The organism is Achromobacter animicus (genome assembly GCF_902859585.1).
Classification (GTDB): Bacteria; Pseudomonadota; Gammaproteobacteria; order Burkholderiales; family Burkholderiaceae_B; genus Achromobacter; species Achromobacter animicus.
Genome location: NZ_CADIJM010000001.1, coordinates 738904 through 755231, shown reverse-complemented (window position 1 = coordinate 755231; position 16328 = coordinate 738904). Strand labels below are relative to the sequence as shown.

Genomic DNA, 16328 nt, shown 5'->3' with positions numbered 1-16328 from the left:
TCCCGGGTTGACGGACCTCGCCCTCCGTGGGGACAGATGGTCCACGACGCCGCGCATTGCCCGTTGGCTTGGACAATGGCCGCGCAATGAATGAGAAATGGTAAAATCCGCCCGCTGAACCCGGTTTGAACCGGTATGGGAATAGAGGCGAATCGACTTCGCCTTTTTTTATGCGTTTTCGTGCGGCCCCGGGCGTCTACCCCCGGAGCGCGGCAACAGGGATTCCATGTTCGAATTTATTCGCAGCCATCGGCGCTGGATGCAGTTCATCCTGCTGATCTTGATCGTGCCTTCCTTCTTCCTGGTCGGGATTCAAGGCTATGACAGCTTCATGAGTCGGGAGCCCGAGCTGGCGACGGTGGCTGGCCAGCCGATTTCCCGCGCCGAGTTTGATCAGGCGCACCGCAACCAGCTTGACCAGTTCCGCCAGCGCCTGGGCGCCCAGTTCGATCCGGCCGTGATCGATACGCCCGCGCTGCGTGAAGGCCTGCTGAACCAGCTCATCAACCAGCGCCTGCTCGCCAACGTGGCCGCCGACAACCGTTTCTCGGTGTCCGACGAGACGCTGCGCAACACGATCGCCGCCATCCCCGAAGTCCAGGATAACGGCCGCTTCTCGCCCGAACGCTATCGCCAGGTGCTGGCCGCGCAGGGCATGTCGCCGACGTCGTTTGAAGCCGGCCTGCGCCGCGACCTGGCCATCGCCCGTGTGCTCGAGCCCGTCGGCGAATCGGCCCGCGCGCCGGCCGAAGTGGTCGCCGCCGTGGAATCGGCGCTGACCCAGGCCCGCACCGTGCAACTGCGCAACTTCTCCGCCGCCGACTTCCGCTCGCAAGTCACCGTGAACCCGGCCGACATCCAGGCCTGGTACGACGCCAACAAGCAGCAATTGCAGGTGCCGGAACAGGTGCAGGTGCAATACCTGGTGCTGGACGAAGCCGCCGCCACGCAAGGCGTGCAGGTCAAGGACGAGGACCTGGCTTCGTATTACGAACAGAACAAGAACCGCTTTGGCCAGCCCGAGCGCCGCCGCGCCAGCCACATCTTCATCGAGCTGCCGTCGGGCGAAGACGCCCGCAAGGCCGCGCGCGCGAAGGCCGAAGACATCGCCAAGCAGGCCGCTGCCGATCCCGCCAAGTTCGCCGAACTGGCTGCCAAGAATTCGCAGGACGCCGGCTCGGCCGCCAAGGGCGGTGACCTGGGCTGGATTGTCCCGGGTGCGCAGCCCGGCCCGTTGGACAAGGCCATCTTCGGCCTGGCCCAGAACCAGGTGTCCGGCGTGGTCGAAAGCCCGTTTGGCCTGCACATCGTCAAGGTCACGGAAATCAGCCCGGGCGCCGTCAAGCCGCTGGCCGAGGTCAAGGACCAGATCACCGCGGAAGTCCGCAAGCAGATCGCCGCGCAGCGTTTTTCCGAGATGGCCAGCCAGCTGAACAAGCAGGTCTACGACCAGCGCGACAGCCTGCAACCGGCTGCCGACGCCGTCGGCCTGAAGCTGCGCACCGCTTCCGGCGTCACCCGCGAAGGCCTGCTGCCCGCCGACAAGGCCGGTCCGGGCTCCGCCGCCGACAGCCCCGACGCCGCGCTGTTGGACAACCCGCGCGTGCGCCAGGTGCTGTTCTCGCCCGACGTGCTGCGCGAAAAGCAGAATTCCGGTGTGATCGAACTCGCGCCCGATACGATGCTGGCCGTGCGCGTTGCCTCCGTTGAACCGGCCCACGTGCCGCCGCTGGACAAGGTCAGCGAAGTCATTCGCGCCAAGCTGCTCGACGAGCGCTCCGCCGAAGCCGCCAAGAATGCCGGCGAGGCGGCCCTGGCGGCCGCCAAGGCTGATCCCGCCGCGACGCCCGAAGGCTTCGGCCCGGCCATCAGTGTGACGCGCCAGAATCCCCAGGATCTGTCGCGCCCGGTGCTGGACGCCGTGATGCGCCTGCCGTCGGCCACGCTGCCGGCCTTCACGGGCGTGCAGTCCGGCGTGGACTACACGCTGGTGCGTCTGGAAAAGGTGGAAGCCGGCAAGTCCGATGCCGCCGACATGGAGCGCCTGGCGCAGCAACTGTCGGGTGCATGGGGCCAAGCCGAAAACGAGGCTTTGATCCGCATGCTGCGCCAGCAGTACGAGGTGAACGTCACGCCCGCCGCCGCGGATGTCATCCGCGGCGATCAGGCCCAGGCCGCGGGCTGATCGCCCTGGCAGATAGTCAGTTCAACATGGGCCGCAGCGCCGGCCACACGTTGTCCAGCAATTGAGGCTGGGCATCCTCGTTAGGGTGGATGCCGTCAGCCTGAAACATCGCCCGGTTCGTCGCGATACCTTCCATCAGGAAGGGCACGAGCCGGGCGTTTTCGTTTTTGGCCACATTGGAAAACACCGCGGCGAAGCGTTGGGCGTAGTCCCGTCCGTAATTGGGCGGAATCTGCATCCCGACGATCAGCACGTCGGCATCGGCCTTGCGCGCCGCCTGGGTCATGGTCCGCAGGTTTTGCTCGGTCATGTTCAGGGGCAGGCCGCGCAACGCGTCGTTGGCGCCCAGCTCCAGCACCACGACCGCCGGCGCATGCTGGCGCAGCAGGGCGGGCAGGCGGGCAACGCCGCCGCTGGTCGTGTCGCCGCTGATGCTGGCATTGACGACCTGGAACTTCGGGTATTGTTCTGAGATCCTCGCGGACAGCAGGGGCACCCAGCCCGTGCCGCGTTTGATGCCGTATTCGGCGGACAGGCTATCGCCCACCACCAGGACGGTGCGCGGCGTGGAACCCTGGGGCGCCGCGGCGGTCTGAGCGTGGGCGGGCGCCGCCGCGGCGGTCGCGAAGGCAGTCACAAGAAGCAGACGGGAAAATAGGCGCATGGATAGCAATAACTCAATCGTGGTGAAAGGGCTGGGCAAGCGGGTGGCCGATGCCGGTGGATCGCTTTCTATCCTGGAAGGAATTGATTTTACGGTCGCGGCGGGCAGCGCCGTGGCCATCACGGGCAGCTCGGGCTCGGGCAAGTCGACTCTGCTGGGACTGCTGGCCGGTCTGGATGTTCCCAGCGTGGGCAGCGTACACCTTGCCGGGCAGGACCTGTTCGCCCTGGACGAAGACGGCCGCGCGCGCCTGCGGGCCAATCACGTCGGCTTCGTGTTCCAGTCCTTCCAGTTGCTGCCCAACCTGACCGCGCTGGAAAACGTGATGCTGCCGCTGGAGCTGGCCGGCCAATCCGCGCGCGAGGCCGCGCAGGCCATGCTGGAGCGGGTGGGGCTGGGCGCGCGCCTGCACCACTATCCGCGCACGTTGTCGGGCGGCGAGCAGCAGCGCGTGTCGCTGGCCCGTGCATTTGTGGTGCAGCCGGACCTGTTGTTTGCTGACGAACCCACCGGTAGCCTGGATGCCGCAACTGGCGTGACGGTCATCGATCTGATGTTCGACCTGCACCGCGAACATGGGACAACGCTGGTGTTGGTCACGCACGATCCGCAACTGGCGGCGCGCTGCGGGCGGCAACTGGTGCTGGCGGCCGGCCGCATGGTGACGGACGATTGAGACGAATACCCATTGCTGTGGGAAATGTACGGGAGTAGGCTAACTCAAGGAGTTGCCATGTCCGTCCGTACATCCCTCTATGCGTGCTTGATTGTTGCCTTGGTGGCGCCCGCCGTTGCCAGTGCAAGTGATGGCGTCATCCGCTTTGCCGGGGCCATCGTGGAACCGGCGGTCTGCATGCCGCGCGTGACGCCGGCAATCGCGGGCGGGCTTCCCCGAGTGGTCTGCGCAACGGAATCCCGTATCCGAGCAGCGGACCCGGCGCTGCGGGTCAAGACCTCCGTGCGGGAAATGCCCGCGGCCACTGCTGAAGACCGGGCTGCGGGTAAGCACTATCTGGTGACGCTGGAATACCTGTAGGAATGGCGCTGCCCCGACGCGCCGGGACAGCATGAGTAACGCACCGGCGGCGCTGCCGGCCCGCGTTCAGCCCAGATTGCGGATCTCCACGACCGGATCGACGTCGGCCGCGTAATCGACGCCGTCGATTTCAAACCCGAACAGCCGCAGGAAATCGCGCTTGTAGCCAGCAAAATCGGTCAGCGCATAGAGGCTGTCCGTATCGACCTGATCCCACAGCGCCTGCACCCGCGCCTGCACCTTCGGGTCCAGTTCCTTGTAGTCGGCGCGCAGCCGGCCTTCGCCGTCCAGGATCGGCGACGGGCCGCACAGGCTGTCGCGATAAAGCCCATACACCTGCTCGATGCAGCCTTCGTGCGTGCCGTCTTCCTTCATGACCTTAAAGAGCAGGGACAGGTACAGCGGCATCATCGGGATGGCCGAGCTTGCCTGCGTGACCACTGCCTTGAGCACCGACACGCGCGCGTCGCCCCCGTGTTCCGAAAGCTTGGCCCGGATGTCCAGCACGCGCTGGTCCAGGTCTTTCTTGGCCGCGCCGATGGACCCGTTCCAGTAGACGTCGTGCGTGATCTTTTCGCCCAGATAGGTAAAGGCCGTGGTGGTGGCGCCCTCCGCCAGCACGCCGGCCTCCAGCAGCGCGTCGATCCACATCTGCCAGTCTTCGCCGCCCATCACGGCGACGGTGGCGTCGATTTCAACTTGCGAGGCGGGTTCCAGCACGCCGTCCTTGATGAGTTCCTTGTCGGTGTCCAGGCCGCGCAAGGTCACGGATTTGCCGATGGGCTTGAGCGTGGAGGTGTAGACCTGGCCCGTCTTCGGGTGCGTGCGTCGCGGGGCGGCGAGGCTGTAGATGACCTGATCGACCTGACCCAGGTCCGCCTTGATGGCGGCGATGGTCTTTTGCTTGATCTCATCGGAAAAGGCGTCGCCGTTGATGCTCTTGGCGTACAGGCCTTCGGCCTCGGCAAACTTGTGGAACGCGGCGCTGTTGTACCAGCCCGGCGTGCCCGGCTTGGCGGCGTCGCCCGGCCGTTCGAAGAAGACGCCCAGCGTCTGCGCGCCACAGGCAAAGGCCGCGCTGATGCGTGCGGCCAGCCCATACCCCGTCGACGCGCCCAGGATCAGCACGCGCTTGGGGCCCCCGGGCACCGGTCCTTGCGCCTTCACGTAGTCGATCTGTTGCTTCACGTTGGCTTCGCAGCCGGCAGGATGGGTGGTGACGCAGATGAAACCGCGCACGCGGGGCTTGATGATCATGGGAGCCTCTTGTTGGGAATACGCCAGGGACGGATGCGGGAATGGGCATCAGGCGATGCGCATTGTACGGGAGGCGGCCGGCCCGCGATTTCGAATCTGTCGCCGTTCAACGCCGGGCTTACGTGCCGCGGGCAGCCCGCGCCGCCGCGGCGCTTTGCGCGCGACCCCGGCGCCATTCGATCATGCCGATCCCCACGCCGCTGGCGCAGATGATGGCGATGCCCAGCCAGGTCAGCGGGTCGGGAAAATGGCCCCATACCAGCCAGCCCACGGACGTGGCGCTGATGATCTGCAGGTAGATGAACGGCGCCAGCGTGGACGCCGGCGCGCGGCGGTAGGCGGCGATCTGGAACAGGTGCCCCACGCAGCCCGTGATGCCGGTGGAGATCAGCACGGCCCAGTCGAACGCCGACAAGGCCTGCAGGAACGGCAGGGCGGGCGGCAGGATGAAGGGCAGGGCAAGGGTCAGGCAGATCGTGCCCACCGCACCGCTCCAGATCAGCGAGGTGAAGGGATCGTCGCCGGCGACGCGGCGCGTGGCGATGAACTGGGCCGTGAAGCAACAGGCCGTCAGCAGGCCGAAGATCGTGCCCACCGGGTGCAGGCCGCCGCCGGGGCGGATGACGATCAGCACGCCGACAAAGGCGATGCCCGCCGCGATAAAGCGCGACATGCGCGCGGGTTCCTTCAGGATCCAGGGCGCCAGCGACAGCACGAGCAACGGCGCCAGGAAATTGATGGACGTGGCCTCGGCCTGGGGGATGTAGCTCAGCGTCGTGAAGAACATGAGCGTGGCCAGGAACATCGAGCCGCCGCGGATGAGCTGCTCGCGCGGCTTGGTGCTGCGCAACACGCGCATGCCGCGCGCGGGCAGCACAAGCGCCAGCACAAGCACCAGGTGGATGGCGTAACGGAACCACGACAGCACGAGCAAAGGTACGCCCGCGTCCATGACCCACTTGCCGCTCGCGTCCAGGCACGACAGGGTCCACATCGACAGCACCAGCAGCAGCACACCGATCATCGGGCCGCGCGCGGCGGACGCGCCGGGGCGCGGGCGACCGTTATCGGCCGGGGACATGGAGGGTACTCCTTTCAGCGTGCACGAGGCATGGCGCCTTTGGGGCGATGGGCGGCTGACATGATACGCTCATCGCGCCGGGGGAAAAGGCCAATGATAGAACTACGCAACGTCGAAACGTTTTTTTGGGTCGCCACGCTGGGCAGCTTTCGCGCCGCGTCCGACAAACTCAACACCACGCAACCCGCCGTCTCGCAGCGCATCGCTTCGCTTGAAGCCGACCTGGGCGTCAAGCTGTTCGAGCGTGATGCGCGCGGCGTCAAGCTGACCGCCAAGGGACACGAACTGCTGTCGCATGCCGAGCGCATGCTGCAGGTGCGGCGCGACATGTTCGAAGCCGCGCGCGAGCAGAACGTCATGTCGGGAACCGTGCGCATCGGCGTGGCCGAGACCATCGTGCAGACCTGGCTGCCCGCGCTCATTGAACTGATCCACGCGACGTATCCCGCGCTGGTGCTGGAAATCGAAGTCGATACCACGCATGTGCTGCGCTCGCACCTGATGTCGCGCCAGATCGATCTGGCGTTTCTGATGGGGCCGGTGCTTGAGGCACGGGTCGAGAATCTGCCGCTGTGCACCTATCCGCTGGCGTGGGTCGCCAGTCCGCTGCTCGATCTGGGTCCCGAGCCCCTGACGCTCGCAACGATCGGCAAGCTGCCGATCATCACCTATCCCTCCAACAGTTCGCCGTACCGCGTGGTGCGCGACATGCTGACCCGTGCGGGTGTCACGTCGCCGCGCATGTATGGCAGCGCCTCGATGTCCATGGTGGTGCGGATGACGCAGGACGCCATCGGCACCAGCGTGATCGCACCCGTGTTTCTGGGCAAGGAGCTGGCGCGTGGCGAGTTGCGCATTCTGCAGGTGCAGGCTGATCCGCTGCCCGAATTGAGCTTCACCGCCACGTGGGTGCAAGGGCCGGACAGCCATGCCGTGCGCGTCATCGCGCAGATGGCGCAGAAGGTTGCCGCGCAGACCTGACCGGCAATTTGGCCGTAGGTGTTTTCCCGAGCGGGCGGCGTCGCGGATTGCTTGTTGCATAAGCGAGATGGGTGCGGGCGCGCTTGCCCGTCGGCCGCAAAGCCGCGCCGATGCGTCGTTTGCGCGGATTGGCGCCGCCGTGCGCCGCGAGACCCAAAAAATATTTATACCCCCACATCGGAACTTACGATTGGACGCTCGCCGCCCCTGACGCTGCAATGGCGCTCATAACGGAGTAGCGGCTGGATACACATCCGAGACCACCGATTCCTACCGGCGCGCAACCAGGACAACGGGATCCCGCGCGCGGCACACGATCCCGCAGCCAGGAGTTTTTCCATGAAGAAGTCCCTTGCTTTTGCCGCCATCGCCGCCAGCCTTCTGGCTGGCGCCGTCCACGCCCAGGACCTTCCCAAGACCCACTTGAAGATCGTGGGCGGCTTGTCCAACCTGACCGCCTACAACGACTACGAAAAGCCGTTCTGGACCAAGACCATTCCCGAGCAGTCCAAGGGACAGGTCACGGCGGAGATCAAGGGCTTCAATGAAATGGGCTTGAAGGGGCCCGAGCTGCTGCGCCTGATGTCGCAGGGCGTCATCGAATTCGGCACCGCCACGCTGTCCTACTTTGCCAGCGACAACCCGATCAACGAAGCCATCGACCTGGCTGGCCTCGCGCCCGACGTCAAGACCGCGCGCGCCGTGACCGAAGCCTTCGAGCCCGTCTACGCCAAGCTGTACGGCGAAGGCAACAACGTCAAGTTGCTGGGCATCTCCACCTATCCGGCGCAGGTGCTGTTCTGCAATGCCGAGATCAAGGGCCTGGCCGACATCAAGGGCAAGAAGGTCCGCACCAGCAGCCGCACCACGGCCGAATTTGTCGAAGCACTGGGCGGTTCGAGCGTGACGATGGCCTTCGGCGAAGTCGTTCCCGCGTTGCAGAACAAGGTGGTCGATTGTGCCATCACGGGCTCGCTGTCGGGCTACTCCGCGAAGTGGTACGAGGTGTCAACACACCTGGTCGCGCTGCCGATCAACTGGAACCAGCAGATCCATGCCGTCAACCAGAAGGCCTGGGACAAGCTGGATCCGAAGGTGCGCACGTTCCTGCAGGACAACGTCAAGACGCTGGTCGACAACATCTGGGATGCCGCCGCCCGCCAGACGCAGGAAGGCTATGACTGCAACACCGGCGCGGCCGCGTGCCCGTTCCCGGTCAAGGGCAAGATGGTCCTGGTGCAACCCTCCGACGCCGACAAGGCGCTGCTCAAGAAGGTGGCGCAAGAGGCCGTCCTGCCCAAGTGGGCCGCCCGCTGCTCGGCGCAGTGCGTGAAGGACTGGAATGCCACGGTCGGCAAGACGCTGAACCTGACCGCCAGCAAGTAAGCGCCAGGACGCGCCGGCCCGCGGGCCGGCGCGAATTCCGGCCGGTGATGGCGCGCGGTGGTCCGTGACCTTGGCATGAGGTCCGCGGCGCCCGCACGCGATGGCAGGCCGTGCCACCTGAGGTTCCATTCATGACTCAAACCGAACACTTCCGTCTGCTCGGCGGCCTGTTGCGGCGCGCGGAAAGCTTTTCCCGCGCTGCCGTATGGGCCGGCGGCGCCCTGACCGTGGCCAGCGTGCTGCTGATCTCTTTCGACGTGCTGGCCCGCAAGTTCCTGGGTTTCACGACCGGGGGCGCGGACGAACTGTCCAGCTACGCGTTTGCCATCAGCACCTCCTGGGCGCTGGCGTTTGCCACGCTGCAGCGCGCCAACGTGCGCGTCGACGTGCTCTATCAATATTTGCCCGTGCGCCTGTCGGCCGTGCTGGACTGGATTTCCATGGTGGCGCTGGCCGTCTTCATGGTGTTTCTGACGTATTACGCGTACGACGTGGTGGTGACGTCCTGGACGCAGAAGTCCGCGGCCAACACGCCGCTCGCCACGCCACTGTGGATTCCACAGGGATTGTGGGTGCTGGGTCTGGCATGGATGTGCATCACGGTCGCGCTGATGCTGGCGCGGGCATCAGCCGCGCTCGTCACGGGCGATATCGAACTGGTCAAGCAGATCTGCGGCGTGCGTTCGGCGCAGGAAGAGGCTGACGAGGAAGCCGCCGCGGGCGAGCGCATGGTGAAGGGAGAAGCCGCATGATTGCCACCGCTTTGACACTGCTGCTGGTCCTGATCGGTCTGTCGATCCCCGTGGGCGCTGCGCTTGGCGTCCTGGGCCTGATCCTTGACCCGATGTTCTCGATGTTGCCGCTGACGCGCGCCATTGGCGAGATCTCCTGGAGTTCTAACAACGAATTCCTGCTGGTCGCGATTCCGCTGTTCATCATGCTGGGCGAGGTCCTGTTGCGCGCCGGCTTTGCCGAACGCATGTACAGCGCGATGAGCCTGTGGCTGTCGTGGCTGCCGGGCGGATTGATGCACGCCAACATCGGCGCCTCGACGCTGTTCTCGGCAACCTCCGGCTCCAGCGTGGCAACGGCTGCCACCGTCGGCACCGTCGCCATTCCGCAGATCCGCAAGTATGGCTACAACGAGCCCCTGTTTCTCGGCAGCCTTGCCGCGGGCGGCACGCTGGGCATCCTGATCCCGCCATCGATCAACCTGGTCATCTATGGCGTGCTGACGAACTCGTCGGTGCCCAAGCTGTACCTGGCCGGCATCATCCCCGGGTTCGCGATGGCGGCGCTGTTCATGCTGACCGTCGTGATCGCCTGCGTGGCCAAACCGTCGTGGGGCGGGAAGAAGATCCACGCAACGTGGGGCGAACGAATCGCCAGCCTTGTGCATCTGGCGCCGCCGCTGGGAATCTTCTTCCTGGTGGTCGGATCGATCTACGCGGGCCTGGCAACGCCGACCGAGGCCGCCGCGCTGGGCGTGCTGGGCGCGTTCATCCTGGCCGCGTGGTTCCGCCGCCTGACGTGGTCGATGCTGCGCGAGGTGATGGAGGGCACGATGCGGTCCACGGCCATGATCATGCTGATCGTCATTGCCGCCAGCTTCCTGAACTTCGTCATGTCGGCGACGGGCCTGACCGATGCGCTGACCAAGTCGATCACCGGCCTCGGCCTGTCCCCCGGCTGGATGCTGCTGATCGTGGTGATCTTCTATCTGGTGCTGGGCTGCTTCATGGAAACGCTGTCGATGATGATCACGACGATCCCCATCGTGGCGCCCATCATGATCGGCCTGGGCTACGACCCGATCTGGCTGGGCATCGTCATCATCGTGCTGGTGGAAGCGGCTCTCATCACGCCGCCCGTGGGCCTGAACCTGTTCGTCGTGCAAAGCCTGCGCAAGAGCGGCTCGATGAGCGCGGTGATCGTCGGCAGCCTGCCGTTTGTGGGCGCCATGTTCGTGATGCTGGCGCTGCTGGCTTTCTGGCCCGACATCGCGCTGTGGCTGCCGCGCGTCTTCAGTTGATGACTCTTTGATTCCGGCGCGGCCCGTCGGCCGCGCCGCTTCCCACTCCTTCTTCGTAGGACTGATATGAAAGCCGTATTCAAGATCGACGACGCCAATCCCCGCCAGGTGGAAGTGGCCTTCAACAGCGTGATCGTGGCGGGCTGGGCCGGGCGTGACATGGCTGCCATCGAACACCACATCGAGGAACTGGCCGCCATTGGCGTGCCGCGTCCGAGCAGCGTGCCGCTGTACTACCGCATCGCCGAGAACCAGCTTACGCAGTCGGCCAACGTGCAGGCGCTGGGCGAGGAATCGTCGGGCGAGGTCGAGACGTTTGTTTTTGCGATTGATGGCGAGATGTACGTCAGCATCGCGTCCGACCATACCGACCGCAAGCTGGAGACCGTCAGCGTGGCGATGTCCAAGCAGGTCTGCGTGAAGCCCGTGGGCGCTGAAGCCTGGCGGCTTGCGGACGTGGCGGGGCACTGGGACGAGCTGATCATCCGCGCCTATATCGTTGAGAACGGCGAGAAGGTGCTGTACCAGGAAGGGCCGCTGTCCACGTTGCGCACGCCGCAGGACCTGATCGCGGGCTACACGGGCGGCGGCGCCGTGCTGCCAGAAGGCGCTGGCATGACCTGCGGCACGGTGGCCGCCATCGGCGGCATCCGCCCGTCCGCGGATTTCACGATGGAACTGCACGATCCGCGCCTGAACCGCACGCTGCGCCACCGCTATCATGTCGAGTCGCTGCCCGTGGTCGCCTGATGGCCGCCACGCTCGGCGCTGAATCCGGGCGCGTTCCCCGCGAAGGCGTCCGTCCGAACACTTACGCCGCCAGGCGGCATTAGGACAATGATGGTTTCGACCCTGAATGATCTGACCTCGGCCCTGCGTGAGGGCCGCAGCACCTCCGTCGCATTGACCGAAGCCGCGCTGGCGCGGGCTCAGGATCCGGCGGGCGAGGGCGCTCGCGCCTTCACCAAGCTCTATGCCGATTCGGCGCTGGCGCAGGCGCGCGCGTCGGACACGCTGCGCGCGGCCGGCATCGTGCGGTCCGCGATCGAAGGGTTGCCCATCAGCATCAAGGACCTGTTCGACATCGCGGGCGAGACCACGATGGCCGGTTCCGTGGCGCGCGAAGGCGAGCCGGCGGCCGAAGCGAATGCCGAGGTCGTGCAGCGCCTGATCGCCGCGGGCGCCGTCATCATCGGCCGCACCAATATGACCGAATTCGCGTATTCGGGCCTGGGCATCAATCCCCACTACGGCACGCCGCTGAACCCGTACGACCGCGCCACCGGCCGCATTCCCGGCGGCTCGTCGTCCGGTGCGGCGGTGTCGGTCGCGGACGGCATGGCCGTGGCGGGGATCGGGTCGGATACGGGCGGCTCCGTGCGCATTCCTGCCGCCCTGTGCGGCCTGACCGGGTTCAAGCCCAGCGCCTGGCGGGTGTCCATGCAGGGCGTGCTGCCGCTGTCGGCCAATCTGGATTCCATCGGCCCCATCGCCGCCAGCGTGCGGTGCTGCGCCGAACTCGACGCCATCCTGTCGGGCGATGCGGGTCCCTTGCCGCAGGCGCTGCCCGTGCGTGGCCTGCGTCTGGCCATTCCGACGACGCTGGCGCTGGACGCCATGGACAAGCATGTCTCCGACACCTTCGCGGCGGCGGTGCAACGGTTGGAGGACGCCGGTGCGCTGATCGACCGGATCGAGATTCCGGAATTCGCCGAGCTGGCCGCCATCAACAGCAAGGGCGGTTTCACCGCCGCCGAAGCCTGGGCCTGGCACCGCGACCTGATCGCGCGCGCGGGCAAGCGTTACGACCCGCGCGTTGTCTCGCGCATCATGCGCGGCCAGGATATGACGGCGGCCGATTACATCGAACTGCTCGATGCGCGCGAGGCGTGGGTAGCCGCTGTGGACCACCGCATTGCCGGTTACGACGCGCTGATCATGCCCACGACGCCCATCGTGGCGCCGCCGGTCGCGGACCTGCAGGGTTCCGACGAAGCCTACTACGCCGCCAACGGACTCATCCTGCGCAATCCCACCCTCATCAATTTCCTGGACGGCTGCGCGCTGTCCTTGCCCTGCCACGCGGCCGGCACGGCGCCCGTGGGCCTGATGATCGCGGCCAGCAATGGTGCGGACCGCCGCGTCCTGGGCATCGGCCTGTCAGTCGAAGACCTGTTCGTCGCGCGCTGAGCGGCGCTTACCTGCCACGAGAGAACCCATGCCAGAAGCCGATAACGTTAGAACCAGCCTCGCGCTTGCCCGCCAGGCGCGGCTGGATGCCCGCAGCGGCCGCCTGACGGGTCCCACGGCGAATCTGGCGCCTGGGCACGTTCAGGCCAACCTGGCGATTTTGCCGCGCGCGCTGGCGGCGGATTTTCTGCACTTCTGCCAGCGCAATCCCAAACCGTGCCCGTTGCTGGCCATGTCCGAGCCAGGTGACCCGGCGTTGCCGGAGCTGGGCGCGGACATCGACATCCGCACCGACATCCCGCGTTACCGCGTCTGGAAGGACGGCGAACTCGTGGCGGAGCCGACGGACGTGCGCGACCTGTGGCGCGACGATCTGGTGTCCTTCCTGATCGGCTGCTCGTTCTCTTTCGAGGAGGCGATGCTGGACAACGGCCTGCCCGTGCGTCACATCGAGCAGGGCAGCAATGTGCCCATGTACCGCACCAACATCGCAACGCAGCCGGCTGGCGTGTTCGGCGGTCCGCTGGTGGTGTCGATGCGGCCCCTGAAGGCCGCCGACGCGATCCGGGCGATCCAGGTGACGTCGCGGTTCCCGTCGGTGCATGGCGCGCCCGTTCACATTGGCGATCCGTCGCTCATCGGCATCGCGGATATCGATGCCCCCGATTACGGCGATCCCGTGGAGATCCGCCCTGGCGAAATGCCGGTGTTCTGGGCGTGCGGCGTGACGCCGCAATCGGTGGTGGCGGCGGTGCGGCCGGAATTCTGCATTACGCATGCGCCCGGCCACATGCTGGTCACCGACCTCATCAACAGCCGCATGGCGGTGTTCTGATCCGGGCGCGGCCCGAGGGTGGTTTGTCGGCGGGGCGTCAGCGCTGTTGCATCAGCGCCTTCACGCGCTGGTCGTAGTCGGGCGGAAAGGTCCAGAAGCGCATGCCTTGCTGCGTAAAGCCTTCCTGCAGTCCGCGCTCGGCCGGCGCCTTGTGCCACAGGAACTGCATCAGCACGTCGCTGCTGACCCACGCGTTGCCGAACCAGAAGCTGTGGGCGCGGCGATTCAGATCGGGGATGGCGCGCGGATCGACCCAGATCATGTCAAAGTTCAGCCGCTGCGAGGCGGCATTGACAAAATCCACCTGCTCCTCGGTCAGATCGTCCGCATCGGGCCGGCCGGCCCGTGACGCCCGCTGGTGGCGCGCCGCGAAACGCAAGGCGCGATCGCCCAGATTGGCGCCCAGGCTCACGCGTTCGGTCAGGTCGATGTACTGCCGCAGGTCCGTTACGAACCGGTAGGTGTCCTCGTCGGGCGCCGCAAAATAGATCTGGCCCAGGCGCAGCCGCGCGCGCAACGCCTCGCGGCTTTCGCCTTCGCGGGGCTGCGCCAGGGTGGCAAGCCCTTCACTGGCGATGCGCGCGCCCGCGCTGAACGCCAGCACGTTGATGTGCTGGGCATTCGTGTTGCGCGCGAGCAGTTCCAGCAGGCGCGCAAAGGCGGGCACCGATGCCCGCGCAGTGCGGACATCCGTGGCGTAGGACAGCAGACTGCCGGCGGACGGCCACAGAAAGGCCAGGACGACCGCCTGCCGGCCCGTAAAGTGATGAAACTGCGCGGCCTGCGCGGTGCCGCGCCATACAGCATTGTTGAAGCCGTGCACATAGACGATCAGGTCGCGGTGCCGGCTGACCGCCAGGGCGTCGTTGATTAGCGCGAAGTAGGCCTGGGCCTCAGGAGACGTCTCCGCATCGCTTTGCGGGGTGAGGGCGACAAGCTCCTCCATGCGCTCCAGGCTTAGTACCGGCCGGCCGCGCTGGCTGCCCGAGGCCGAAAGCTGGCGCAATTGATCCCAGTCCAGCGTCCCGTCGCCAATCTGCACTTTGGCCACACCCATGCGCAGCGTGTCACTCGGAAAGATTGAATAGAACGGCTGGCGCGATTCCAGGAAGACGGCGCGGTTGGTGGCGTAGAGCAGGGGAATCGACGTGCCGTCGAGCGCGGTCTTGTGCGCAAACGGCTCCACCTGGCCGGTCGTGAACTTGACCGGGGTGGGCATCAACTGCACGGGCGAGGAGCAGGCGGCCAACAGCGCCGTCAAGCACGCCGCCAGGACGGCGCGGGCGGTCCACCACGGGCATAGCGGCGACGCAAGTGAGCGGGCTTCGAGAAAGCGCATGCGATGGGCCCGGTGCGTGTTGGGGGTTGGCGCGAATCGGCGAAGGGACGCGAGGATTGTCGCCGTGGTTCCGGCGGCGATCAAGGGGGAGGGAAAACGTGTGGCGCGGCTGCGAATGCCGCCGTGGGGGGAGAGACTGCCGGGGGATGCGGGGAGGGGCGCCGCCCCGGTTGGGGACGCGGGGCGGCGGGGTCAAGCGCCGGCCCGTGAGGGGGCCCGCGTTTGGGGGGAACAGGGTTAGAAAATGTGGCGGTAGCCCACGGCCGCGCCGAACTGGTTGCTCTTGCCCGCGATTTCGCCGCTGGCGGCATCGCTGACCTTGTTCCAGTCGACGGTGCCGTACAGTTGCGAGCGCTTGGACAGCGAGTATTCGGCCACGGCGACCAGCGCATAGCGCTTGCCCTTGTCGCCTTCGACGACCACGTTCTCGCTGCGGTCGTAGTACGCGGCGCCCGTGATGGCCCAGCGCGGGGTGGCCTGCCAGGTCACGCCGGCGAAGTAGCCGTTGTCCTTGCGGTCCAGGCTGGCGGTAGTGGTGCCGCCCATGACGCCGTTGACCCAGCCCGTTTCATCGCGGCCGTTGAAGTAACCCGCGAAGACCTTGGCCGACTCGAACTGATAGGACGCGTTCAGGTTCCAGGCGCGCTGGCGCTCGTCGGAATCGGTGGCGGCATAGGTTTGCTGCCACGCGGCGCCCAGGCCAAGCTGGCCGTTCGTGTAGCGCAGGCTGGCGCCGTACTGCTGGCCCGCCTTGCGGTCTTCCCAGTCGTCGCCGTTTGCCCAGGATGCCACCACGGCCAGATTGCCGAACGTGTTGGCGTATTTGGTCATGTTGTTGGTGCGCACGCGCGACATGGCGGCGGGCAGCCAGGCGTTCTGTTCGTAGTTGCCGACGGTCAGCGGGTCGAAGTAGTCGGCCAGCAGGTCGAACATGGGGGTGTTCTGCAGACCCAGGGTCAGGGTGCCGATGCTGCCGCCGTCCAGGCCGACATAAGCCAGGCGGCTGAAGGCCTTGGACGTGTCCGATCCCCGGCCGTTCTGCAGATTGATGCCGTTTTCCAGGCGGAAGAAGGCGCGGTTGCCGTTGCCCAGGTCTTCGGAGCCGCGCAGGCCCCAGCGGCTGTTGGAGATGGCGCCGTTTTCCATGGAGATGCGGCTGCCGTCTTCGCCCACGGCGCCCGAGCTGGTGCTCAGGTAGCGGATGCTGACGTCGGCGATGCCGTACAGGGTGACGCTGGTTTCGGCGCTTGCCGCGCCGGCGGCCAGGCCAAGGCCGGCCGCAGCCAGCGATAAGGTGATGCGCTTCATGTTGGACTCCTCCAGGTGTAGCTGATTTGTGGTT

15 protein-coding genes are annotated in these 16328 nt (G+C 66.3%); 10 read left to right on the top strand and 5 right to left on the bottom strand.

The window, feature by feature from the left end:
* Positions 1 to 226: 226 nt before the first annotated feature.
* On the top strand, positions 227 to 2185 hold the full coding sequence (locus HV681_RS03370; RefSeq protein ID WP_175121698.1) for a SurA N-terminal domain-containing protein: 1959 nt from the start codon (positions 227 to 229) through the stop codon (positions 2183 to 2185).
* A gap of 16 nt (positions 2186 to 2201) precedes the next feature.
* Here the strand turns inward: HV681_RS03370 and HV681_RS03365 are convergent, their stop codons facing one another.
* Positions 2202 to 2849: an arylesterase gene (locus HV681_RS03365; RefSeq protein WP_175121697.1), complete on the bottom strand. Its 648-nt coding sequence runs from the start codon at positions 2847 to 2849 to the stop codon at positions 2202 to 2204.
* Here HV681_RS03365 and HV681_RS03360 point away from each other — a divergent pair.
* Entirely contained in the window at positions 2848 to 3525 is a 678-nt protein-coding gene (locus HV681_RS03360; protein WP_105238766.1) for an ABC transporter ATP-binding protein, read from the top strand. The genes HV681_RS03365 and HV681_RS03360 overlap by 2 nt on opposite strands.
* 57 nt (positions 3526 to 3582) lie before the next feature.
* A complete protein-coding gene (locus HV681_RS03355; RefSeq protein WP_175121696.1) occupies positions 3583 to 3885 on the top strand; it encodes a hypothetical protein in 303 nt (100 codons plus the stop codon).
* Between the two features lie 66 nt (positions 3886 to 3951).
* On the opposite strand, the gene fabV is transcribed toward HV681_RS03355, so the two are convergent.
* Complete coding sequence (fabV, locus tag HV681_RS03350) at positions 3952 to 5142, bottom strand: enoyl-ACP reductase FabV (protein ID WP_175121695.1); 1191 nt, start codon at positions 5140 to 5142, stop codon at positions 3952 to 3954.
* A gap of 118 nt (positions 5143 to 5260) precedes the next feature.
* Complete coding sequence (locus tag HV681_RS03345; RefSeq protein WP_175121694.1) at positions 5261 to 6223, bottom strand: DMT family transporter; 963 nt, start codon at positions 6221 to 6223, stop codon at positions 5261 to 5263.
* Positions 6224 to 6316: 93 nt separating this feature from the next.
* Between HV681_RS03345 and HV681_RS03340 the strand changes: the two genes are divergently transcribed.
* The 7 genes from HV681_RS03340 to HV681_RS03310 all read left to right on the top strand — a co-directional run bounded on the left by HV681_RS03340 (position 6317) and on the right by HV681_RS03310 (position 13647).
* Positions 6317 to 7204, top strand: coding sequence for a LysR family transcriptional regulator (locus HV681_RS03340; RefSeq protein ID WP_175121693.1), 888 nt, complete (start codon positions 6317 to 6319; stop codon positions 7202 to 7204).
* Between the two features lie 339 nt (positions 7205 to 7543).
* Positions 7544 to 8590: a TRAP transporter substrate-binding protein gene (locus HV681_RS03335; protein WP_105238771.1), complete on the top strand. Its 1047-nt coding sequence runs from the start codon at positions 7544 to 7546 to the stop codon at positions 8588 to 8590.
* Positions 8591 to 8721: 131 nt separating this feature from the next.
* Positions 8722 to 9342 carry a TRAP transporter small permease subunit gene (locus HV681_RS03330; protein ID WP_175121692.1) on the top strand — a complete coding sequence of 207 codons (621 nt, stop codon included), beginning with the start codon at positions 8722 to 8724 and terminating at the stop codon, positions 9340 to 9342.
* Positions 9339 to 10622, top strand: coding sequence for a TRAP transporter large permease (locus tag HV681_RS03325; RefSeq protein ID WP_175121691.1), 1284 nt, complete (start codon positions 9339 to 9341; stop codon positions 10620 to 10622). The genes HV681_RS03330 and HV681_RS03325 overlap by 4 nt, the downstream gene beginning before the upstream one ends.
* Before the next feature lie 66 nt (positions 10623 to 10688).
* On the top strand, positions 10689 to 11372 hold the full coding sequence (locus HV681_RS03320) for a DUF2848 domain-containing protein (protein WP_175121690.1): 684 nt from the start codon (positions 10689 to 10691) through the stop codon (positions 11370 to 11372).
* A 90-nt stretch (positions 11373 to 11462) separates the two neighbouring features.
* Positions 11463 to 12812, top strand: coding sequence for an amidase (locus HV681_RS03315; protein ID WP_175122008.1), 1350 nt, complete (start codon positions 11463 to 11465; stop codon positions 12810 to 12812).
* Between the two features lie 28 nt (positions 12813 to 12840).
* On the top strand, positions 12841 to 13647 hold the full coding sequence (locus HV681_RS03310) for a putative hydro-lyase (protein ID WP_175121689.1): 807 nt from the start codon (positions 12841 to 12843) through the stop codon (positions 13645 to 13647).
* Between the two features lie 37 nt (positions 13648 to 13684).
* On the opposite strand, the gene HV681_RS03305 is transcribed toward HV681_RS03310, so the two are convergent.
* Positions 13685 to 14986, bottom strand: coding sequence for an alpha/beta hydrolase (locus HV681_RS03305; RefSeq protein ID WP_175121688.1), 1302 nt, complete (start codon positions 14984 to 14986; stop codon positions 13685 to 13687).
* A gap of 237 nt (positions 14987 to 15223) precedes the next feature.
* Positions 15224 to 16294, bottom strand: coding sequence for a porin (locus HV681_RS03300; RefSeq protein WP_175121687.1), 1071 nt, complete (start codon positions 16292 to 16294; stop codon positions 15224 to 15226).
* Positions 16295 to 16328 lie beyond the last annotated feature (34 nt).